This is a genomic window from Joostella sp. (assembly GCF_048266025.1).
In the GTDB taxonomy this organism is placed as follows: domain Bacteria; phylum Bacteroidota; class Bacteroidia; order Flavobacteriales; family Flavobacteriaceae; genus Galbibacter; species Galbibacter atrarenae.
In genome coordinates, this window is sequence record NZ_JBLXAF010000002.1 from 171,389 (window position 1) to 192,577 (window position 21,189).

At 33.1% G+C, this 21,189-nt stretch carries 21 protein-coding genes; 15 read left to right on the plus strand and 6 right to left on the minus strand.

From position 1 onward, the window contains the following. Positions 1-186 precede the first annotated feature (186 nt). Positions 187-2,103 carry a molecular chaperone DnaK gene (gene dnaK, locus ACN0TY_RS06535; RefSeq protein WP_236958280.1) on the minus strand — a complete coding sequence of 639 codons (1,917 nt, stop codon included), beginning with the start codon at positions 2,101-2,103 and terminating at the stop codon, positions 187-189. A gap of 209 nt (positions 2,104-2,312) precedes the next feature. Here dnaK and ACN0TY_RS06540 point away from each other — a divergent pair, with 209 nt between their 5' ends. Further along, positions 2,313-2,831, plus strand: a complete 519-nt coding sequence (locus ACN0TY_RS06540; RefSeq protein WP_236958279.1) for a hypothetical protein — start codon at positions 2,313-2,315, stop codon at positions 2,829-2,831. Between the two features lie 77 nt (positions 2,832-2,908). Here the strand turns inward: ACN0TY_RS06540 and ACN0TY_RS06545 are convergent, their stop codons facing one another. Continuing rightward, the gene (locus tag ACN0TY_RS06545) at positions 2,909-3,262 is read right to left on the minus strand and encodes a 4Fe-4S dicluster domain-containing protein (protein WP_236958278.1); all 354 of its coding nucleotides are present in this window, start codon (positions 3,260-3,262) and stop codon (positions 2,909-2,911) included. Positions 3,263-3,445: 183 nt separating this feature from the next. On the opposite strand from ACN0TY_RS06545, the gene ACN0TY_RS06550 reads away from it, so the two are divergent. The 5 genes from ACN0TY_RS06550 (at position 3,446) to ACN0TY_RS06570 (ending at position 8,217) form a co-directional block, all read left to right on the plus strand. Then, positions 3,446-4,507 carry an acyl-CoA reductase gene (locus ACN0TY_RS06550; protein ID WP_236958277.1) on the plus strand — a complete coding sequence of 354 codons (1,062 nt, stop codon included), beginning with the start codon at positions 3,446-3,448 and terminating at the stop codon, positions 4,505-4,507. A gap of 265 nt (positions 4,508-4,772) precedes the next feature. Next, positions 4,773-5,837, plus strand: a complete 1,065-nt coding sequence (gene serC, locus ACN0TY_RS06555; RefSeq protein WP_417443836.1) for a 3-phosphoserine/phosphohydroxythreonine transaminase — start codon at positions 4,773-4,775, stop codon at positions 5,835-5,837. Positions 5,838-5,900: 63 nt separating this feature from the next. Further along, positions 5,901-6,851, plus strand: a complete 951-nt coding sequence (locus tag ACN0TY_RS06560; RefSeq protein ID WP_236958275.1) for a D-2-hydroxyacid dehydrogenase — start codon at positions 5,901-5,903, stop codon at positions 6,849-6,851. 99 nt (positions 6,852-6,950) lie between these two features. Beyond that, positions 6,951-7,583 carry a DUF937 domain-containing protein gene (locus ACN0TY_RS06565; RefSeq protein ID WP_236958274.1) on the plus strand — a complete coding sequence of 211 codons (633 nt, stop codon included), beginning with the start codon at positions 6,951-6,953 and terminating at the stop codon, positions 7,581-7,583. A gap of 157 nt (positions 7,584-7,740) precedes the next feature. After that, positions 7,741-8,217, plus strand: a complete 477-nt coding sequence (locus tag ACN0TY_RS06570) for a DUF6146 family protein (RefSeq protein WP_417443837.1) — start codon at positions 7,741-7,743, stop codon at positions 8,215-8,217. Positions 8,218-8,227: 10 nt separating this feature from the next. Here the strand turns inward: ACN0TY_RS06570 and ACN0TY_RS06575 are convergent, their stop codons facing one another. Both ACN0TY_RS06575 and ACN0TY_RS06580 read right to left on the minus strand, forming a co-directional pair. Continuing rightward, positions 8,228-8,725 (minus strand): monoheme cytochrome C, encoded by a 498-nt coding sequence (locus tag ACN0TY_RS06575; protein WP_417443838.1) that lies wholly within the window; start codon positions 8,723-8,725, stop codon positions 8,228-8,230. 1 nt (position 8,726) lies between these two features. Continuing rightward, the gene (locus tag ACN0TY_RS06580; RefSeq protein WP_417443839.1) at positions 8,727-9,947 is read right to left on the minus strand and encodes a sulfite oxidase; all 1,221 of its coding nucleotides are present in this window, start codon (positions 9,945-9,947) and stop codon (positions 8,727-8,729) included. Positions 9,948-10,093: 146 nt separating this feature from the next. Between ACN0TY_RS06580 and ACN0TY_RS06585 the strand changes: the two genes are divergently transcribed. From ACN0TY_RS06585 to ACN0TY_RS06595, 3 genes are all read left to right on the plus strand, one after another. Beyond that, complete coding sequence (locus tag ACN0TY_RS06585; RefSeq protein ID WP_417443840.1) at positions 10,094-10,390, plus strand: DUF6787 family protein; 297 nt, start codon at positions 10,094-10,096, stop codon at positions 10,388-10,390. A 1-nt stretch (position 10,391) separates the two neighbouring features. Further along, positions 10,392-10,718: a hypothetical protein gene (locus tag ACN0TY_RS06590; RefSeq protein WP_417443841.1), complete on the plus strand. Its 327-nt coding sequence runs from the start codon at positions 10,392-10,394 to the stop codon at positions 10,716-10,718. A 178-nt stretch (positions 10,719-10,896) separates the two neighbouring features. Further along, positions 10,897-13,206, plus strand: a complete 2,310-nt coding sequence (locus ACN0TY_RS06595; protein WP_417443842.1) for a TonB-dependent receptor — start codon at positions 10,897-10,899, stop codon at positions 13,204-13,206. A 113-nt stretch (positions 13,207-13,319) separates the two neighbouring features. Here the strand turns inward: ACN0TY_RS06595 and ACN0TY_RS06600 are convergent, their stop codons facing one another. Both ACN0TY_RS06600 and folE read right to left on the minus strand, forming a co-directional pair. Beyond that, a complete protein-coding gene (locus ACN0TY_RS06600; protein ID WP_417443843.1) occupies positions 13,320-13,622 on the minus strand; it encodes a hypothetical protein in 303 nt (100 codons plus the stop codon). Between the two features lie 44 nt (positions 13,623-13,666). Further along, entirely contained in the window at positions 13,667-14,263 is a 597-nt protein-coding gene (gene folE, locus ACN0TY_RS06605; RefSeq protein ID WP_417443844.1) for a GTP cyclohydrolase I FolE, read from the minus strand. 170 nt (positions 14,264-14,433) lie between these two features. Between folE and ACN0TY_RS06610 the strand changes: the two genes are divergently transcribed. From ACN0TY_RS06610 to ACN0TY_RS06635, 6 genes are all read left to right on the plus strand, one after another. Further along, entirely contained in the window at positions 14,434-15,096 is a 663-nt protein-coding gene (locus tag ACN0TY_RS06610) for an ABC transporter ATP-binding protein (RefSeq protein ID WP_417443845.1), read from the plus strand. A 70-nt stretch (positions 15,097-15,166) separates the two neighbouring features. Then, a complete protein-coding gene (locus ACN0TY_RS06615; protein WP_417443846.1) occupies positions 15,167-15,931 on the plus strand; it encodes a TIGR02757 family protein in 765 nt (254 codons plus the stop codon). Between the two features lie 78 nt (positions 15,932-16,009). Next, positions 16,010-17,497, plus strand: a complete 1,488-nt coding sequence (locus ACN0TY_RS06620) for a S10 family peptidase (protein ID WP_417443847.1) — start codon at positions 16,010-16,012, stop codon at positions 17,495-17,497. Between the two features lie 167 nt (positions 17,498-17,664). Further along, a complete protein-coding gene (locus ACN0TY_RS06625; protein ID WP_417443848.1) occupies positions 17,665-19,578 on the plus strand; it encodes a BatA domain-containing protein in 1,914 nt (637 codons plus the stop codon). Next, positions 19,575-20,828, plus strand: coding sequence for a dihydroorotase (locus ACN0TY_RS06630; protein WP_417443849.1), 1,254 nt, complete (start codon positions 19,575-19,577; stop codon positions 20,826-20,828). Before ACN0TY_RS06625 ends, ACN0TY_RS06630 begins: the two co-directional genes overlap by 4 nt. Positions 20,829-20,845: 17 nt before the next feature. Continuing rightward, entirely contained in the window at positions 20,846-21,175 is a 330-nt protein-coding gene (locus tag ACN0TY_RS06635) for a hypothetical protein (protein WP_417443850.1), read from the plus strand. The last annotated feature ends 14 nt before the right edge of the window (positions 21,176-21,189 follow it).

The following is a 21,189-nucleotide window of genomic DNA, read 5'->3' on the forward strand; positions in this document are numbered from 1 at the left end:
AGAATATAAATGTACTGAGTTATGGATGATTTGTTAATCATGATTGGTTATTACTCTGCAATTTTAGGTTTTATTATATTTTTATTTATCGAAATCTACAAAACAGTCTCAAAGTAAAATTTTACCAATAAAAAAGCCCCAAGATTTAAATCTTGGGGCTTTTTTTGGTTATAGTGATATTCCGAATTATTTAACTTCTTCGAAATCTACGTCTTGTACATCATCACCTTCTTTTGCTTGACCTTCAGCATTTGCACTATCTTGTGCATCACCTCCAGGTGCTCCTCCTTGTTGAGCTTCAGCTTGCGCTTTATACATCTCTTCAGAAGCAACTTTCCAAGCCTCATTGATTTTATCTAAAGCTGGTTGAATTGTTTCAACTTCTTTAGTTTCGTATGCTTTTTTCAATTCTTCTAAAGCATCTTCAATAGGCTGTTTCTTTTCAGCAGGTAACTTCTCACCAAATTCTTTCAATTGCTTTTCTGTCTGGAAAATCATTCCATCAGCTTCATTAAGCTTATCTACTTTTTCTTTGGCTTTATTATCAGCATCAGCATTTGCCTCAGCTTCTTGCTTCATTTTTTGAATTTCCTCATCTGTTAATCCTGAAGAAGCTTCAATACGAATGTTCTGCTCTTTATTAGTTCCTTTATCTTTTGCTGAAACGTTTATAATCCCGTTTGCATCAATATCAAAAGTAACTTCAATTTGTGGAACACCTCTTTGTGCTGGTGGAATTCCATCTAAATGAAAACGTCCGATTGTTTTGTTATCAACAGCCATTGGTCTTTCCCCTTGAAGAACATGGATTTCTACTGAAGGCTGATTATCTGCAGCTGTAGAGAATACTTGTGACTTCTTAGAAGGAATAGTTGTATTCGCTTCAATTAATTTTGTCATTACGCCACCCATAGTTTCAATACCTAAGGAAAGTGGTGTAACGTCTAATAATAATACATCTTTTACATCTCCTGTAAGTACTCCACCTTGAATTGCAGCTCCAACAGCAACTACCTCGTCTGGGTTAACTCCTTTAGATGGTTTCTTACCAAAGAACTTCTCAACAGCTTCTTGAACTGCAGGGATTCTTGTAGATCCTCCAACTAAAATTACTTCATCAATATCGCTCTTAGAAAGACCTGCACCTTTCAATGCTTTTTCACAAGGCTTGATTGTACGCTCTACTAAATCTGCAATTAATTGCTCAAATTTAGATTTAGAAAGTGTTTTTACCAAGTGCTTAGGTCCACTTGCTGTAGCGGTAACATATGGTAAGTTGATTTCTGTTTGATTTGCAGAAGATAATTCAATCTTAGCTTTCTCTGCAGCTTCTTTTAAACGTTGAAGAGCGATAGAATCTTTTCTTAAATCGATGTCTTCATCTGCTTTAAACTCATCAGCTAACCAATCGATTATTTTTTCATCAACATCATCACCACCTAAATGTGTATCTCCATCTGTAGCCAATACTTCAAAAACTCCATCTCCTAACTCTAAGATAGAAACATCATGTGTTCCTCCTCCAAAGTCAAAAACAACGATTTTTTGATCTTCTCCTTTTTTATCTAATCCATAAGCTAATGCTGCTGCAGTAGGCTCATTGATAATTCTTTCTACTTTTAATCCAGAAATCTCACCAGCTTCTTTTGTAGCTTGACGCTGAGAATCGTTGAAGTAAGCAGGAACAGTAATTACCGCTCTGGTTACATCTTGTCCTAAGTAATCTTCAGCAGTTTTCTTCATTTTCTGAAGAATCATAGCTGATAATTCTTGAGGTGTATATAAACGACCATCAATATCTACTCTTGGTGTATCGTTATCTCCTTTTACTACTTTATATGGTACTCTTCCTGCTTCTTTTTCAGACTCAGAAAATTTATTCCCCATAAAACGCTTAATAGAATAAATCGTTTTATTTGGGTTTGTTACTGCTTGACGCTTGGCAGGATCCCCTACTTTAATTTCACCGCCTTCAACAAAAGCAATTACAGAAGGGGTTGTTCTTTTTCCTTCAGCATTAGGTATTACAACTGGCTCGTTCCCTTCCATTACGGAAACACAAGAGTTGGTAGTACCTAAGTCAATTCCAATAATTTTACTCATGTTTATGTTTTTATAGTGTTTGAAAAATCAATTTTTTTATTCGCTTTGTAAAAGTCAATCATTATGCCATGAAAATAAAAATGACAAAGTGTCATAAATGAACGAAAAAACTGAATCATTAACAGTTTCTTATTACTTCTTAGTAGTCTGTTAACATCCTGAGCAAGCATTAAGACGTATATTATTGTATAATCAAAACAAAAAAAGACATGAAAAAATTAATAATGTTATCAGCGTTTATTTTGACAACTACATTTGCTTTTGCTCAAAATAAAGAAGTATTAGAAGAAACAATTACTAAGACAACTAAAGTAAAAACTAATAAAGGAGAACAAGAGCTAAAAGAACAAGTTCAAGTTAGACAAGAACAGAATATTGAATTAAGTGAAGAAGATCAAAATAAAATTGATCAAAGTAGAGCCGCATCTCCAATGAAGGTTACAAAAAAGGAAACTGTAGTTAGTGGAGATGTTACATTAGATTCGGTAAGTACTTATATGTGTAATGGCACTACTTGTGAATTTTCTCCAGAAACAGATGGATTTACAATAAATTCTGATGATGAAAATCTAACAGCTGTTATTTCTAACACGGCAGATGATCAATATAAAGTAACTACTAACAACGGAAACGGTGTTGGATATTTTGACAAGAATGGAGATTTTGTAATTGAATACTTTAATAAAGACGAAAATAAAATTATTAAGCGTGTTTATACAAAACAATAATTAATAACCTATTTATAAACAAAAAGGGATTCAATAAAATTGAATCCCTTTTTTTATTGTTTAAACTAACCGTTTTGTTAGTCTTCTGGATGCATAAATTTTTGCTTCCCTAATAATACTTCTTCGCTTTCTACGTGATCGTCATCTGGTACACAACAATCAACAGGACATACCGCAGCACATTGAGGTTCCTCATGGAAACCTTTACACTCAGTACATTTATCTGGAACGATATAATATATTTCGTCACTTACTGGATCTTGAGCATCATCTGCATTCACAGCCTTTCCATCAGGAAGAACTACATCTCCATTAAGCGAAGTACCATCACTATATCTCCAATCGTCTGCTCCTTCATATATTGCTGTATTTGGACATTCTGGCTCACAAGCGCCACAATTAATACATTCATCAGTAATTATAATAGCCATAACTCTTCTTTTTCATTATTAAAATTGCACTAGTTGCAAAGTTAAGCACTTTCTATGAGGTCGTATTTATATATTTTTCCTTTCATTTTAAATAAATTTAGAAAGAATAAAACTACTCCTCAGTTCTATTGTGTAAATTTGCCATGTCAAAAATAAAGACAAACAAAATCTTAACCAAATATAATGAGTGACATTCACAACAGAATTACTGCTTTTGTTAAACTTGGTGCTTTTATAGCTCAATTTACCTCTAATGAAGAGAATGAAGTTAAAGCTAATGAGATAGAATCCGAATTTATCGACGGATTTAAACATCAAATGAAACTAGCACAAGAACATAATAATTGGTTTACAAAAGAGAATTTACAGTTTTCACTACAAAGTTGGGCTGATGCTTTGACAACTTCAAACATAAAGAAATGGCTTTCAGGTTATCTTATAGATGAAGTGTCTCCAAAAAAAGTAGCTATTATAATGGCTGGTAATATTCCATTAGTGGGTTTTCATGATTTTATATCTGTATTAATTACAGGACACCATGTGTTAATAAAACAGTCTAAAAATGATAAGCATCTACTCCCCTATTTATCAAAATATCTAGAACATATAGAACCTAGTTTTAAAGGAAAAATAACCTTTACTGATGAAAAAATGGAAGGTTTTGATGCTGTAATAGCAACAGGAAGCGATAACACTGCTCGTTATTTTGAATATTACTTTGGAAGCAAACCTAATATAATCCGTAAAAATAGAAATTCTGTTGCTGTTCTTACTGGAAATGAATCTCCAGAACAATTAAAATCACTCGGAAAAGATATTTTCACCTATTATGGACTTGGTTGCAGAAGTGTTTCTAAACTTTATGTTCCTCAAGATTATAATTTTGATGATTTTTTCAATGCTATTTTTAGCTATGGAGATATTATCCACGAACATAAATATGCAAACAATTACGATTATAACAAAGCTGTTTACCTAATGAGCCTCTATAAGCTTTTAGATAATGGTTTTTTAATGCTGAAGGAAGACGAAAATTATGCTTCTCCTATTGCTACCGTATTTTATGAAAAATATGAAACAACAGATGCATTAAAGAAAAAGCTAAATGCTGAAGAAGAAAAAATTCAATGTATAGTTGCCGACGGACTTTTTGATAATGAAGTTGATTTTGGACAAACACAGTATCCTCAACTTTGGGATTATGCAGATGGAGTAGATACGATTAAGTTTTTATTAAAGCTTTAACTCCCTATTTGTAGTGGTCTAAATAATATTTTCAATATATAATCTTCTTAATATTTTGCTTTTTTACCATATTTAAATGCAAAATAAATATATGTTTATTTGTAAACACGTGTCAACTTGGTAAGTATTTAACAAATACAACAATGAGTATTTAACAACTCCTTTGTTTTTGTTAGCATTTCAACAAAATTATTATACTTTTGATAACAGTATTTCTATAAGAAATTTGGAAATTTGTAAACATAAAACACAACTAACTATTTTTATGAAAAAGCATAATTTTAGTGCAGGTCCCTGCATTTTACCTCAAGAGGTATTAAAAAAAGCTTCAGAAGCCGTTGTTAACTTTAACGGTTTAGATTTATCACTAATAGAAATTTCTCATCGTAGCAAAGATTTTATTGCTGTAATGGATCAAGCGCAAGAATTAGCGTTAGAGCATTTAGGACTTCAAAATAAAGGCTACAAAGCGTTATTTTTACAAGGTGGAGCAAGCTCACAATTTTTAAACGTAGCTTACAACCTATTAAATAAAAAAGCAGCATATTTAAACACTGGAACATGGTCTTCTAAAGCAATAAAAGAAGCTAAATTGTTCGGAGAAGTTGTAGAAGTTGCTTCTTCAAAAGACGCTAACTTTAATTATATTCCAAAAGGATATGAGATTCCTTCGGATATTGATTATTTCCATTGTACATCCAACAATACCATTTTTGGAACGCAAATAAAAGAATTCCCAGAAGTAAAAGCTCCATTGGTTTGCGATATGAGCTCAGATATCTTCTCTCGTGTATTAGATTTTTCTAAATTCGACATTATTTATGCGGGTGCACAGAAAAATATGGGTCCAGCAGGAACTACATTGGTTGTTGTTAAGGAGTCTGTTTTAGGAAATGTAGAAAGGGCTATTCCTTCTATGTTAGATTACCGTGTACATGCAGAAAAAGATAGTATGTTTAACACACCTCCTGTTTTTGCTGTTTATGTATCTATGTTGACGCTACAATGGTTAAAAGATTTAGGTGGTGTTGCTGAAATCGAAAAGCGTAATAATGCGAAGGCAGCATTAATCTATGGCGAGATTGATCGTAATCCTTTGTTTAAAGGTTTTGCTAAAGAAGAAGATCGTTCTGCAATGAATGCTACTTTTAATTTGGTTGACGAAGCACATAAAGAAACTTTTGATGCATTAGCAAAAGAAGCTGGCCTTAATGGAATAAACGGACACCGTAGCGTTGGTGGATATAGAGCTTCTATGTACAATGCGCTTCCTATTGAAAGCGTACAAGTACTTGTAGATACTATGCAAGCATTAGAGAAAAAAGTATAAAAGTAGATAGGTTTCTATTAAATAATGGATAAGAATCTATCACAAATTGAAAAATAAAATAAGATGAAAGTATTAGCAAACGATGGTATTTCTCAAAGTGGAATTGACGCTTTAAAAAGCAAAGGTTTTGATATCATCACTACAAAAGTTGCTCAAGAACAACTTGAAAGTTATATAAACGAGAACCAAATAGATGCTATTTTAGTACGTAGTGCCACTAAAGTACGTAAAGAATTAATTGATGCGTGTCCATCCCTAAAACTTATTGGTCGTGGTGGTGTTGGTATGGATAATATCGATGTTGCCTATGCAAAAGAAAAAGGACTGCATGTTATCAATACTCCTGCTGCATCTTCTGCTTCTGTTGCAGAGTTAGTTTTTGCTCATTTATACGGTGGAGTTCGTTTTTTATATGACTCTAACAGAAATATGCCTTTAGAAGGAGAAAGTAAATTTGGTCAACTTAAAAAAGCATATGCTTCTGGAGTAGAATTAAGAGGTAAAACACTAGGAATTATCGGAATCGGGAGAATTGGTCAGGAAACTGCCAAAATAGCCTTAGGTGTAGGTATGAAAGTAGTTGTTTTTGATCCTTTTATGGATGAAGTAACTATTGGACTTAATTTCTTTGATGGTCAGAAAGTAGACTTCAAAATCAAAACTATATCTAAAGAAGAGCTTCTTAAACAAGCTGACTTTATAACGCTACACGTTCCTGCACAAAAAGAATACGTTCTTGGTAAGAAAGAATTCGAATTGTTGAAAGATGGTGTTGGTATTGTTAATGCTGCCCGTGGTGGTGTTATTGATGAAGTAGCACTTATAAACGCTTTGGATAGTAAAAAAGTAGCATTTGCTGGAATCGATGTTTTCGAAAACGAACCAACTCCAGCAATAAAAGTACTTATGCATCCAAACGTTTCTCTTACACCGCATATTGGTGCAGCAACTAGTGAAGCACAAGATAGAATCGGTGTAGAATTAGCTGATCAAATTGCAGCATTGCTTAAGTAATAAGATTATATTTTCTATACATTTAAAAAAGTTCTTCAGAAATGAAGAACTTTTTTTTGTAACTTGTAAGAAATTATAACTTTAAAACAAATATAAAAAATGTCAGGATTAGCAAGTTTATTAGATAGCGAAATGGGTCGTCAAATAATTGGAGGGATTAGTAGTCAATCTGGAACTTCAGAAAGTCAAACTTCAAACTTATTGAGTATGGCTTTACCACTACTTACTGGAGCCATGAAAAAGAACGCATCTACTCCCGAAGGAGCAGAAGGACTTATGAATGCTATAAATACTAAACATGATGGAAGTATCCTTGATAACTTAGGAGGATTCTTTGATGGTGGCGTAGATGATTCTGTAATAAGTGATGGTGCTGGAATTCTCGGTCACCTTCTCGGAGGAAAAGAGGCTTCAGTTGAAAATACTCTTAGTAGCAAAACAGGAATAGACGCAGGTACTGTTAGTCAGATCCTAAAAATGGCTGCTCCATTAATATTGGGATATCTTGGGAAAGAAACCAAACAAAATAATGTAAGTGGTTCTAATGATATGAGTAGCCTACTAGGAAGTATGCTTGGAGGTCAGTCTCAAGACAACCAAAGTTTAATTACTTCTTTAATAGATAGTGACGGTGACGGAAGTGTTTTAGACGATGTTGCCGATATGGTTGTAGGTTCTAATAAGAAAAAAGGAGGCCTAGGAGGTTTATTGGGTAACTTTTTAAATAGCTAAACCAAAAATTAAATATAGAACATAATAATTCAATATTATAGCACAAAAATCCCCATATTATATATTGGGGATTTTTTTATATCTTATAAGTAACATAATGAGTAATTTTTAAATTATGATCTCATTTTTAAGCAGTAAACCTAAAGCTATTGATATTATGAAATATATAATCACACTAACTACCTTACTCCTATTATTTTTGTCTTGCTCTTCAACACAAAAAACAAGTTCTTATAATCAAGAGGAAATGGACTTAAACATTTCTGAAGAGGAAAAAAACGCTTTTAATGCAAAAGACACACAAGACACCGTTAGGATAGCAGATGACAAGACAGAATATGAAATAATAATTATCGATCCAGGATATTATAGTTGGCTAAATAGTATCGCGCATCCTGAAGGATATTACTCTCAAGAATATTTAGAGAATAGAAATAATATCTATGTTATAAACTGGAATCAGCGGGCAATGAATCCTATGTTGTATGACCCAAATTTATATGAAATGCAGATAGATTACAGTCCAAATATAGATTACGGTTATGAAGTTAATTATAAACTTTACAATTACTTCTTATACTTTCAACGAAAATACAATCAACGTTTAGGACCTTTCTACCCTAGATTGAACTAAAATATTTTGGTTAATTCAACTCATACCATTCATCAACAACCAAATTTTCTCGTCTCCCTTTATTTTTTGGAGCATAATTAGTTGCTAAATAATCTAAAATAATGTCTTCTTGATCTCCAAGATCCCAAAGATTTTGAGTTTCTTGCATCCAACGTATGGTAGTAAGCCAACCTTCTTTAGTCATATGGTTTTGAGTAACCAACTTTGAAGAATGGCAATTGGTACAATTATTTATCACAGCTTGAAGCCCTTTCCCTTCTACAAATCCAGTTTCCACATGGATTCCATCTTTAATTCCAGTTACTTCTGCTTCTTCAGGAGCTTTATCCTTTACAACTTCTGCACTATTCTCCTCTGCAACTTCAAAAGATTTTTTGAATAATTCAGAATCAGGATTAAATGTCAAATACAATAAAAAACCTCCTAAAATAAATATACAGGCGCAAAATAAAGCTAGGCTCTGAGAAAATACATTTACTGCTTTTAAAAAATGCTCTTTTTTATCCATCTTAGCTTACCTTAATCGCAATTCTATGACATGCATTATTTAAATATCCCTTTGGATTCCAACCTGGAAGCACCATAGGTTGTGCTTTGCCATTACTATCGGTTGCTCTAGCCCATACTTCATAATATCCAACTTCAGGAAAATCTGTAGAACCAGAAAAATGTTGCCAAGCTAATTTATTCTTTGGAGCCTCCAACTTACATTCATGCCATGTAGCTCCAAAATCTATAGAGTATTCCATCTTCTTAACTTCCAAATCTCCTGCCCAAGCATGCCCATTAAAAGAAAGCTTTTCTCCTAACTTAAGGGTTGCACCAGTCTTAGGATAGGTAATTAGAGATTTTACAGGCATAGATTCAATAATACACATATCTTCATCTTTTACCTTCTCTCCAGGAGCAACAGGTTTACATGGTACACGATAGGCTTGCCCTGTCATTTTTGGACCATCATGGACTATATTACGAATACTAATTGTTTGAAGCCATTTTCCAGATACCGATGCTGGCCATCCACCAGCAACCAAACGCAATGGATATCCGTGAGCAATTGGTATGTCTTCGCCATTCATTTTAAAAGCTATAAGCGTTTCATCTTGAAGTGCTTTATCCATTGGACACCCACGAGAAATAGGCTCTTTATCTGGACTTCTACTTAGGTGAATATCTGCTGCATGATATCCAATATACACAGCGTCGCTATTTATACCTACGTCCTCTAAAACATCTCTTAAACGTACACCAGTCCATTCTGCACAATGTACAGCTCCTAGTCCCCATTGATTTCCCTTTGCAGGCGGATTAAATTCTTTACGACCATTACCACCACATTCTAATGTTAGTTGGTACGTATAATGTTTAAACTTACTTTTTAACTCGCTTAAGCTATATGTTTTTGATGCTTTAGCAGACTCTCCATCAATAGTAAGTGTCCAATTATCTACATCTATATTTTCTGGAAGCAAGCCATTATTACGAATAAACATGGCTTTATTAGGAGTGATTTTATCATTTAATAAATGTGCCTTAGATTCTATATTCCAAGGTTTATCATTTAAAACAATCATATCCTTATCCTTACCAAACTTAGTAAATGGATCTGGATCTTGTAAAATTAATGGCGTATAGTCCTTTGGTAAATACTTTCCGTAAACAATAGAAGTTCCTGCTGCCAAAGTTGCAGAAGCTAGGATTGTTTTATTGATAAAATCTCGTCTTTGCATAGTATTGGATCGTTAAGTAAAACAAATATAAAAATTTTAAAGGTACATTGTATGTTTAACCATTTTAAATACCCTGTCGAGAAAGTAACTCTCAACAATTTACGCAACCTAAAAATTTAATTTATATTTGTAAATAATACGTGCAGATGGAAAAACTAAAAAAACGCTGGGGAATAGATTCGAACTTTCAATTAACTATAATCTTTATTGTGTTTGCGATCACTGGATCTACAGCAGCAAAGATTGCAGGACCTATTACGGAATATATTGGTTTACATCCCGATTCTCTACATCCTGTTTTATATTGGATTGTTAGAATTTTGTTAATCTTCCCTATTTATCAGGTGTTATTGGTTTTCTTTGGCTGGCTATTTGGGCAATTTAAATTTTTCTGGGAATTTGAAAAAAAGATGCTCAACAGAATGGGAATAAAAATTAAGTAGTGTGGTATCCATAAAGAATCTTCTTATTGGCTTCTTTTCATTTTTGCTTATTTCAGCAATACTGATTCCTTCTGCGCTAAAGTTTTCTCATTTTTTTATTGAAGATGGTCATGTTGAATGTAACGAACATTTAAAAACACACTTCCATGAATCCGATTTTGAGTGTCAACTTTTTAAATTTCATCACACATATCAGATAAATTTTACTCCTGAAGAAGTTACATTTAATATTATTACCCTTCCTTCGGTACAAAATTTCAATTACTATAATTTCTTAAGCGAATATCAAGCTTTACACTTCTCGCTTCGGGGTCCTCCTATCGTATAATTTATTTTCAGCTAACTACCTTATTTTCATATGCCATTGCGTTGCTTTTAAGCATACACTAGTACCTGGGTAGTAATTACATTCAATTTAAACTTACTTTAAAAAATAGCGAATAGTTTCTTTTTCTGCTGAAGAATATTCAGTAAAAAAAGGAGCTACTATAGAATAAATTATATTTATGAAAAATAGCATCTTGCTTATACTCTTAGTGAGTATAACGTCTATTATAAGCGCACAAAACAGTATCAACGGAACTATAACCGATGCAAATTCAAATGAAGTTATCCCTTTTGCAACTATATATTTCCCTCAATTAGAAAAAGGTACAAGTACAACGGAAAACGGGACTTATCTACTAGAAGATCTTCCGCAAGGAACTTATAAAATAGTGGTCTCTAATGTTGGCTTTAAAACTTTTTCAAAAGACATTTATATCAAAGAAAACACACGCCTTGATATACAAATAACACCTTCTGCAATAGAGATGGAAGAAGTTATCGTTTCTACTCCATTCCATAAGTTGCAAAGTGAGAATGTAATGAAAGTAGAACGTCAAAGCATCGAAGAATTAAAAACGAAAGGTGCAATGACGCTCTCCGATGGAATCACAGAAATAAGTGGAGTGGAAAGTGTGAGTACTGGTGTTGGAATTGGAAAACCTGTAATCCGAGGACTAAGTTCGAATAGGGTTTTGGTTTACACACAAGGAGTTCGATTAGAAAACCAGCAGTTTGGTGGTGAACACGGTCTTGGTGTTAACGATGCTGGTATAGAAAGTGTAGAGGTTATAAAAGGCCCTGCTTCCCTACTCTATGGTTCTGATGCCCTTGGAGGTGTTTTATATTTAAATCCTGAAAAATTTGCGGCACAAAATAGTACTGAAGGCGATGTAAATATGAATTACTTTACAAACACCGAAGGGTTTACTGCTAATGGTGGTTTTAAAACTTCAGGTGATAAAGTTAAATTTTTAGTGCGCGGTGCCTATGGTTCTCATGCAGATTATGAAGATGGAAATGGTACTTATACTACAAACTCAAGATTTAATGAATACGACTTAAAATCTGGTTTTGGATACCAAGACACTAATTTCAAAACAGAATTACGATATAATTTTAATAGGTCAAACTTAGGAATTCCAGAAGAAATTGAAGAACAAAATAGAGATCGTGACCCTTTACTTCCGTACCAAGAAATTGATAATCATATTATAAGTTCTAAAAACACTCTCTTTTTTGATAAAAGTAGCCTTGATATTACTTTGGGGTATGTTGCCAATAACCGTAAAGAGTTTGAAGACGAACATCACCATGGAGAAGAAGAAGATCATGATGATCACGAAGAGCATGAAGATGAAGATCATCATGACGATGAAGAGCACGAACATGATGAGCATGAGCATGGTGAGGAAGCTGCACTAAATATGAAACTTCATACATTGAGTTATAACATCCAATACCATATGCCAAAATTAGGTGGATTCGAAACAATTTTTGGAGTTCAAGGAATGCATCAAACCAATGAAAACTCGGGGGAAGAAGTGCTGATTCCAGATGCTACAACTGTAGATTTTGGTGCTATGGTTACAACTCATTATCATATGGAAAATAGCGATATCCAATTCGGTTTACGATATGACACTAGAGATATTGAAGCTAAAGAAACAGGCGAGCCAAATAGCGAATCTTATATAGCAGCTTTAGATAGAAGTTTTAATAGTTTCAATGTTTCTGCAGGATACAGAGCTACGATTGCTAAGAGAATTATAGCACGTATAAATCTTGCTACAGGCTTTAGAGCTCCTAATTTAGCAGAACTTACATCTAATGGCGGGCATAGTGGCGCTAACAGATATGAAATAGGAAATGAAAACCTAGAAAATGAACAAAATTTTCAAACTGACCTTTCTTTAGAATATGGAAATGAACATATTGAATTCTTTGTAAATGGTTTTTATAATAGCGTTAGCGATTATATTTATTTGCAACCTACAGGCGATTTTATTGATGAAGACCCAGTATATCAATACGTTCAAGACGATAGTAATTTATATGGTGGTGAAGTTGGTTTTCATTTACATCCACATCCATTAGATTGGTTACATTTTGAAAGTAGTTTTGAAACGGTTACTGGTAAATTAGATGACTCAGATCTATACCTTCCTCTTATTCCTGCAAACAAACTTTCAAATACTTTTAGAGTAGAATTTGAAGGAGAGCACGTATCGAAAAAGTATGCTTTTGTTACACTTCAGAATATATTTGATAAAAATAATGTAGGTGATTTTGAAACACGCACAGGTGGCTATTCTTTAGTAAACTTAGGTCTTGGAGCTACTATTCATGCTGGTAACCAACCATTTGATATTAAGCTATCTGCTAACAATGTGTTTGATAAAGAGTATGTTTCTCATTTATCAAGATTAAAAACGGATGGAATTTATAACATCGGAAGAAACATAAATATTGGGGTTTCCGTTCCTTTTTAAGAACTAGTTCCAATAATTATATAAAACCAAAACCCCTCGAGAATTCTTCTCGAGGGTTTTTTATGTAATAGCCATTTTATTAGCCTTTTAATATCTCAAATAATATTATGAACCTATGAAATCGTAATTGTTTCAGAAGCTTTTTCTTTCTTTATAACATACTTATAAATCCATGTCAAAGTAAATGTGGGAATAATATCCATCCCTGGAATCAACTCTTCGATAAAAGAGATTGCACCAGCTCCTTGCCCTATTCTTCCTTTATACATACGCGTCATTAACCAGCCAGAAATTGGTGCCCAGATGATATCAGAAAACTCTCCAATTCCCGGAATAGCATAAGAGACCATTCCTAAGGCATCAAAAAGCAACCCTAAAAATAATTTCTTGTATTTACTATCATTTGTTTGAATCATAAAGTAGTTTTTAATAACTATAAAACAAGAAGGATGCCAAAATATTATCCTAAATCAGAACTAATTAACTTTAGGAATTCATTTCTAGTCTCTATTTTTTCAAACTGACCTCTAAAACCAGAAGTTGTAGTAACAGAGTTTTGCTTTTGAACACCGCGCATCATCATACACATATGTGAAGCTTCTATAACAACGGCAACACCTTGAGGCTTTAAAGTGTTATTAATACACTCCAAAATATCGTGCGTAAGTCGCTCTTGCACTTGCAGTCTTCTTGCAAATACATCTACTACACGTGGTAATTTACTCAATCCTACAATATGTCCGTTTGGAATATATGCAATATGTGCCTTCCCAAAAAAAGGTAACATATGGTGCTCACATAACGAGTATAATTCTATATTTTTAACGATTACCATTTCACTGTAATCCTCTTTAAACATAGCTCCCTTTAATATTTCTGCAGCATCTTGCTGATAACCTTGTGTTAAAAACTGCATAGCTTTTGCAGCACGCTCTGGAGTTTTCACAAGACCTTCCCTAGCAGCATCTTCTCCAACTTCGTTAATTATATTGCTATATTGGTTTCGAATCTTATCGGTTACTTTTATATTATATTCTTCAAAATTATGGTAACTCATTCTGTCTATAAATTTGATTTCAATTCAAAAATATACTTAAAATTTATCATTCTCTTCGCTATTAACAGAAAAAATAAGTACATAGAGCAGAATTTATACCTCAAAAATAGAATTAGCATATACTTTTGTTTTAATTGCTGAATAAGTAACTTAGCACTTTACAATCTTTTATGATAAAAGCTACAAACATTCGCAAAACATTCGGTTCTCTTGAAGTATTAAAAGGAGTTGATGTTGAAATAAATAAAGGGGAAGTTATCTCTATTGTTGGTGCTTCTGGTGCAGGGAAAACTACCTTACTACAGATTTTAGGAACCCTGGATAAACCTGATAAAAATAAAGAACTAAAACTTCATATTAATGATACAGAAGTTAGTAAACTAAATGATAAGGATTTAGCGAAGTTTAGAAATGAACATATCGGATTTATCTTTCAGTTTCATCAGTTGTTACCAGAATTTACAGCATTAGAGAACGTTTGTATTCCAGCTTTTATAAAAAAAACACCTAAAGCTGCTGCAGAAAAGAGAGCTAAAGAGTTGTTGGATTTCTTAGGGTTATCCCATAGAATAGATCATAAACCCAATGAATTATCTGGAGGAGAACAACAGCGTGTAGCGGTGGCTAGGGCTTTAATAAACAACCCTTCAATTGTTTTTGCTGATGAGCCTAGTGGGAATTTAGACTCAGAAAGTGCCGACCGACTTCATAATCTATTCTTTGAGCTCCGTGAGCAATTTGGTCAAACATTTGTTATTGTTACCCATAACGAAGAGTTGGCAGATATGGCAGATAGAAAACTCACAATGGTCGATGGGAATGTTGTTAGTTAACAATAATGATAAAGCTTTAGACTCCCTCTTAAATTATTTCGAAATAAAATAATTAAAAAATAAAATCCCTTTGAAGCAATCAGAATTAAAAGAATTTCTAGATGAAAAAGTAGAGTTTTATAACAATCCCGATTTTATAGATAGCGATCCTATTCAGATTCCTCATTTATTTCAGCAAAAAGAAGACATAGAAATTTCTGGTTTTCTCGCAGCTACTATTGCTTGGGGAAATCGTAAAAGCATTATTAAAAATGCTAACTCAATGATGGATTTAATGGGAAATAGCCCTTACGATTTTGTCATGAATCATTCCGAGAAAGACTTAGAACCACTCCTCAGCTTTGTTCATAGAACTTTCAATGGACACGACTTTATTCAGTTTATAAAAAGTTTACAGCATATCTATAAAAACTATGGCGGCATGGAAATTCTCTTTCAAGAGAATGCGAGTAAAACTTCCATACAGCCAGCAATCACTGCATTTAAAAGTACTTTTTTTGAAATCGAGCACCTCCCAAGAACACAAAAGCATGTATCTAATCCTTTAAAAGGGTCTTCTGCTAAGCGTATAAATATGTTCTTGCGTTGGATGGTACGCAACGACGACTGTGGTGTAGATTTTGGAATTTGGAAGACTATTTCTCCTTCCCTACTTTCTTGTCCGTTAGATGTACATTCTGGAAATGTAGCTAGAAAATTGAACCTCCTTAAAAGAAAGCAAAACGATGCAAAAGCATTGGCAGAATTAGATACTAGTTTACGGAAATTAGACGCCAGCGATCCTGTTAAATACGACTTTGCCCTATTTGGATTAGGAGTTTTCGAGAAGTTTTAGTTAAACTACTACAATCCGATAAAAAAACTATTTTTTTGTCTTATTTTAGTGCCTTTTAAAATTAAAAACCTTACCTAAATGTTTAAAAAGTTACTCTCATTATTATTTATCCTTACTATTACAGTTCTACAAGCCCAAGATCGAAAGATTCCTGTAGATAGCATTATTACTTCCTCACACCAAGTTACTATAAAAGGAAAGAAGGTTTCCTACAATACCAATACGGGAACACTTCCTGTTTGGGATAAAAAAGGAAATATTATCGCTACTCTTTTTCATACGTACTATTACCGAACTGACGTTGATAAAAATACAGAACGTCCGTTGGTAATTTCTTTTAATGGCGGCCCTGGTTCTGCTTCTGTTTGGATGCATTTAGCGTATACCGGACCTAAAATATTAAACATCGATGATGAAGGATACCCTGTGCAACCATACGGCGTAAAAGACAATCCTAATTCTATTCTCGATGTTGCAGATATCGTTTATGTAAATCCTGTAAATACTGGTTATTCTAGAATGGTGGCTGATAAAGAAGGGAAAATGCCAGAGAGAAAAAATTTCTTCGGAATTAATGCTGACATAAAATATTTAGCAGAATGGATTACCACTTTCGTTACAAGAAATAACCGTTGGAAATCTCCAAAATATATCATTGGAGAAAGTTATGGAGGTACACGTGTTGCCGGTTTATCTTTAGCTCTTCAGAATAAAGAATGGATGTATTTAAATGGAGTGATTATGGTTTCTCCAGCAGATTATAAAGTAATTCGTGTAGGTGGACCTGTTTCTTCGGCACTTAATTTACCTTATTATGCAGCTGCAGCATGGCATCAAAAAGCTTTAGACTCAGATTTACAGCAAAAAGACCTTTTGGAAGTCCTTCCTGAGGTAGAAAACTATACGATAAACACATTAATTCCTGCGCTAGCAAAAGGCGGGAGCATTTCCAATACTGAAAAGGAAGCAGTAGCTACAAAAATGGCTAAGTATTCTGGACTTTCAAAAGAATCTATTCTAGATCATAATTTAGATGTTCCTACCTCTTTTTATTGGAAAGAGTTATTAAGAGATGAAGGATATACTGTAGGAAGATTAGACTCTCGTTACCTAGGAATTGATAAAATGGCTGCAGGAGATAGCCCAGACTATAATGCTGAACTTACTTCTTGGTTACACTCTTTTACACCAGCTATTAATTACTATTTACAAGAAGAATTGAAGTTTAAAACTGATATTCCATACCAAATGTTTGGAGATGTGCATCCTTGGGATAATGAAAGAGATAATACGCGTGATAATTTAAGACAAGCAATGGCACAAAATCCTTATTTAAATGTATTATATCAAGCTGGTTATTATGACGGTGCATGTACTTACTTTAATACTAAGTACAGCATGTGGCAAATGGATCCTTCTGGAAGAATGAAAGATAGAATCCAGTTTAAAGGGTATAGAAGCGGACACATGATGTATTTAAGAAATGAAGATTTAAAAACGTCTAACGACGACATAAGAAACTTTATTCTTTCAACTTCAAATCAAGGAAAGCCTGCTAAATACTAAAACTATCCATTGCTGATATTAATTCTCGGTAATACCAATTAGAATATATAGCCGCTATTACATTTTATTTTATGTATTAGCGGCTTATTTTTTATAACTCTTAATTAATTTATACCTAAAATACTTCTTTAATCGTATATTTGAAATTATATAATTAACTATCAGGAATGCAGTTTAAACATCCGGAAATTCTTTGGGCTCTTTTTCTACTTATCATTCCTATTATCATTCATTTATTCCATTTACGTAAGTTTCAAGAAATCCCTTTTACTAACGTAGAATTTCTAAAGCAGATTAATTTAAAGACGCGTAAGAGCTCTCAACTTAAAAAGTGGCTCGTTTTATTAGCACGTTTATTGGCATTTGCTTCTATTATTATCGCTTTTGCGCAGCCCTATTTCGCAAATAGAAATATCGAAATCACTAAGGAAGAGACTACTATTTACTTAGATAATTCTTTTAGCATGCAGCTCCAAGGTAGCGAAGGTGAACTTCTTCCAAGAGCAGTAAATCAATTAATTGAAAATATTCCTGAAAACGAAGTATTCTCTTTATTTACCAATACTAAAAGCTATAAAAGCATAAAGATTTCTGATATTAAAAATGAGCTGCTATCGACTCCATACACCGCTGAACAGCTCGATTTCAATGAGATCTTACTAAAAGGGAATAGTTTGTTTTCTGATAAAAATGCAATCCATAATTTTATTATCGTTTCAGATTTCCAACAACGTAAGTCTGTAACATTCCCAGAAGAAAATACAACTCCTTATCTGGTAAAGCTCTCTCCTGCCACAAAAAACAACATCGCAATAGACAGCGTTTTTATCAGTAAAAAAGATCTTTCAAATTACAATCTTGAAGTCCGAGTTTCTAATAATTACGAGCTCAATAATATTCCAATTGCTCTTCATAACGACACTCAATTAATTGCAAAAACGGCTGCCACTTTTGAAGGTAACCAAGGGAAAGCTAGCTTCTCTATTCCTAAAGAAACTATAAAAGGCACTATTTCTCTTGATGATAATGGATTGCAATATGACAATACTCTATTTTTTTCAATCAATAAAGAAGATAAAATCAATGTACTTTCTATAAACGAATCAGATGATAATTTCTTAAGGAAAATCTATACTGAAGATGAGTTTAACTATACTTCTACAAACAGCAAAGCAACCGATTTTAATAGTATTCAGCAGCAAAACATCATTATTTTAAATGAAGTAAACACGATTTCCAATGCTTTAAAAACTGCTTTAATTGATGCTTCCAAAAGAGGAATTAGCATTATTATTATTCTCGGAAATGATATTTCAATACCTAGTTACAATCAATTTTTAGGGAGTTTCAACAATACTTCTTTGGTAAGTTTTGATAAAGAGGATGTGAAACAGATTACAGATATTTCTTTTGACCACCCACTATTTGCGAATGTTTTTGAAGAGCGAGTTACCAATTTTCAATATCCAACAACAAAGGCTTCTTATAGTTTATCGGGAAATTATACGAGCGTAATAAAGTATGCTAATAACACTTCTTTTCTAGCGGAAACAAATAACATATATCTTTTTAATGCGCCGCTAAACAAGGAAAATAGTAATTTTCAGAGTTCTCCACTTATTGTTCCTGCATTTTACAATATGGCAAAGCATAGTCTTGCGCTACCTAACCTCTATTTTACGATAGGAACTAGCAATACTTTCGACATCAAAGCACAATTAGAAAATGATGAAATTGTTACAATTGCAAACAAAAATGAATCTTTTATCCCTCTTCAGCAGACATATAATAATCGGGTAAGTATTACTACCAAAGAGTTGCCGACTAATGCTGGGATTTATAATATTACAAAAGGAAATCTACCTTTAATCGATGTTAGTTTTAATTATAATAGAAGTGAAAGTCTCTTAAACTATCTCGATATAAGCACGATTGTAAATAATAATAACTTTAGCAGTGTTGCTGATGCATTTAAAAATGTAAAAAGTAAAAACAATGTCGATGAGCTTTGGAAATGGTTTGTTATTTTTGCACTAATATTTTTATGTATCGAAATGCTCATCTTAAAATATTTTAAATGAATATCCTTTTAAAATCAGCTAAAATAATAGCTCCAAACAGCGAATTTCATCAGCAAACAAAAGACATTTTTATTGAAAATGGAATCATTTCAAAAATCGAAGATTCTATAACTTCTTCGGAAGATACGAAGGTTATCGATTTAAAAAATCTCCATGTTTCTGAAGGTTGGTTTGATAGCAGTGTTAGTATTGGAGAGCCAGGTTATGAAGAGCGAGAAACCATAGAAAATGGTTTGAAAACCGCTGCATTAAGTGGTTTTACAGGAATTGCAGTAAATCCAAATGCAAACCCAATTGCAGATACCAATGCTGATATTGGATTTTTAAAGGCCAAAGCGCTTGGAAAAGCTACTACTCTATACCCTATCGGCGCTTTAACTATAAAAAGTGAAAGTGTAGATCTTGCTGAACTTTTCGATATGAAAAATGCAGGAGCTGTAGCTTTTGGAGATTATCAGCAACCAATTTCAAATCCTAATCTTTTAAAAATAGCATTGCAATATGCTCAGAATTTTGATGGATTGGTACTTTCTTTTCCTCAGGAAAATAAAATCGCAGGGAAAGGTATTGTAAATGAAGAAGCTAACGGTACAAAACTCGGATTAAAAGGAATTCCTGCTCTTGCTGAGGAGCTACAAATAGCGAGAGATTTATTCATTTTAGAATATACAGGTGGTAAAATTCATATCCCAACAATTTCTACTGAAAAATCTGTTTCACTTATAAAAGAAGCAAAAGATAAAGGTCTAGATGTAAGTTGCAGCGTTGCCATACACAATCTTATTCTTACGGATGATGCTTTAGAGGAATTCGATACTAATTATAAGTTATTACCGCCTCTACGTACTAAAAAAGATACGCAAGCCCTAATTAATGGATTAAAAGATGGAACTATAGATTTTGTTACTAGTGACCATAATCCGTTAGATGTTGAGCAAAAAAATGTAGAATTCGACCATGCCATGTACGGAAGTATTGGATTAGAGAGTGCCTTTGGAGCACTTCATAAAATATTAGATTTAGAAAAAACTGTTGAAGTTCTTACCAATGGAAAATCTAGATTCGGAATCCCTACAGAAACCATAAAAGTAGGTAGCAATACCAATTTAAGCCTTTTTAATCCAGAAGAAGCATATGTTTTTAGCACTAAAAACATTATTTCATCAACTAAAAATAGTGCTTTTTTAGGGGAAGAATTAAAAGGTAAATCCTATGGAATTATTGCAAACGGACAGGTAGAAATACTTTAATAATACACACAAAAAAGATGGAAATTAAACCAGAAAGAGAAGGGAAAACAACAGCTATTATTGGTTATTTAATGCTTGTAGGATCGCTTATTGCTATTATGATGAATTTAGAAAAGCAGAATCCATTTGCTCGTTTTCATATCCGTCAGGGGTTTGGATTAAGCCTTATGTTTATTGTTATCGCAATTTTTATAGGGAATTTTGATTCTTGGATGATTTCTTTTGCTTTCTATATTTTTATTTCTATCCTTTGGACGTATGCATTTGTTACAATGCTTCAAGAAAAATATATCGAAGTGCCATTAGTTGGAAAATATTTTCAGAAATGGTTTACATTCATTAAATAATAAAATCACATAGA

Coding starts and splice junctions, on each gene's coding strand:
- ACN0TY_RS06630 (WP_417443849.1), top strand. CDS start 19,575: ATGAATATCCTTTTAAAATCAGCTAAAATAATAGCTCCAAACAGCGAA.
- ACN0TY_RS06595 (WP_417443842.1), top strand. CDS start 10,897: ATGAAAAATAGCATCTTGCTTATACTCTTAGTGAGTATAACGTCTATT.
- folE (WP_417443844.1), bottom strand. CDS start 14,263: ATGAGTTACCATAATTTTGAAGAATATAATATAAAAGTAACCGATAAG.
- ACN0TY_RS06545 (WP_236958278.1), bottom strand. CDS start 3,262: ATGGCTATTATAATTACTGATGAATGTATTAATTGTGGCGCTTGTGAG.
- dnaK (WP_236958280.1), bottom strand. CDS start 2,103: ATGAGTAAAATTATTGGAATTGACTTAGGTACTACCAACTCTTGTGTT.
- ACN0TY_RS06565 (WP_236958274.1), top strand. CDS start 6,951: ATGTCAGGATTAGCAAGTTTATTAGATAGCGAAATGGGTCGTCAAATA.
- ACN0TY_RS06635 (WP_417443850.1), top strand. CDS start 20,846: ATGGAAATTAAACCAGAAAGAGAAGGGAAAACAACAGCTATTATTGGT.
- ACN0TY_RS06550 (WP_236958277.1), top strand. CDS start 3,446: ATGAGTGACATTCACAACAGAATTACTGCTTTTGTTAAACTTGGTGCT.
- ACN0TY_RS06620 (WP_417443847.1), top strand. CDS start 16,010: ATGTTTAAAAAGTTACTCTCATTATTATTTATCCTTACTATTACAGTT.
- ACN0TY_RS06600 (WP_417443843.1), bottom strand. CDS start 13,622: ATGATTCAAACAAATGATAGTAAATACAAGAAATTATTTTTAGGGTTG.
- serC (WP_417443836.1), top strand. CDS start 4,773: ATGAAAAAGCATAATTTTAGTGCAGGTCCCTGCATTTTACCTCAAGAG.
- ACN0TY_RS06540 (WP_236958279.1), top strand. CDS start 2,313: ATGAAAAAATTAATAATGTTATCAGCGTTTATTTTGACAACTACATTT.
- ACN0TY_RS06610 (WP_417443845.1), top strand. CDS start 14,434: ATGATAAAAGCTACAAACATTCGCAAAACATTCGGTTCTCTTGAAGTA.
- ACN0TY_RS06585 (WP_417443840.1), top strand. CDS start 10,094: ATGGAAAAACTAAAAAAACGCTGGGGAATAGATTCGAACTTTCAATTA.
- ACN0TY_RS06575 (WP_417443838.1), bottom strand. CDS start 8,725: ATGGATAAAAAAGAGCATTTTTTAAAAGCAGTAAATGTATTTTCTCAG.
- ACN0TY_RS06570 (WP_417443837.1), top strand. CDS start 7,741: ATGAAATATATAATCACACTAACTACCTTACTCCTATTATTTTTGTCT.
- ACN0TY_RS06560 (WP_236958275.1), top strand. CDS start 5,901: ATGAAAGTATTAGCAAACGATGGTATTTCTCAAAGTGGAATTGACGCT.
- ACN0TY_RS06625 (WP_417443848.1), top strand. CDS start 17,665: ATGCAGTTTAAACATCCGGAAATTCTTTGGGCTCTTTTTCTACTTATC.
- ACN0TY_RS06580 (WP_417443839.1), bottom strand. CDS start 9,947: ATGCAAAGACGAGATTTTATCAATAAAACAATCCTAGCTTCTGCAACT.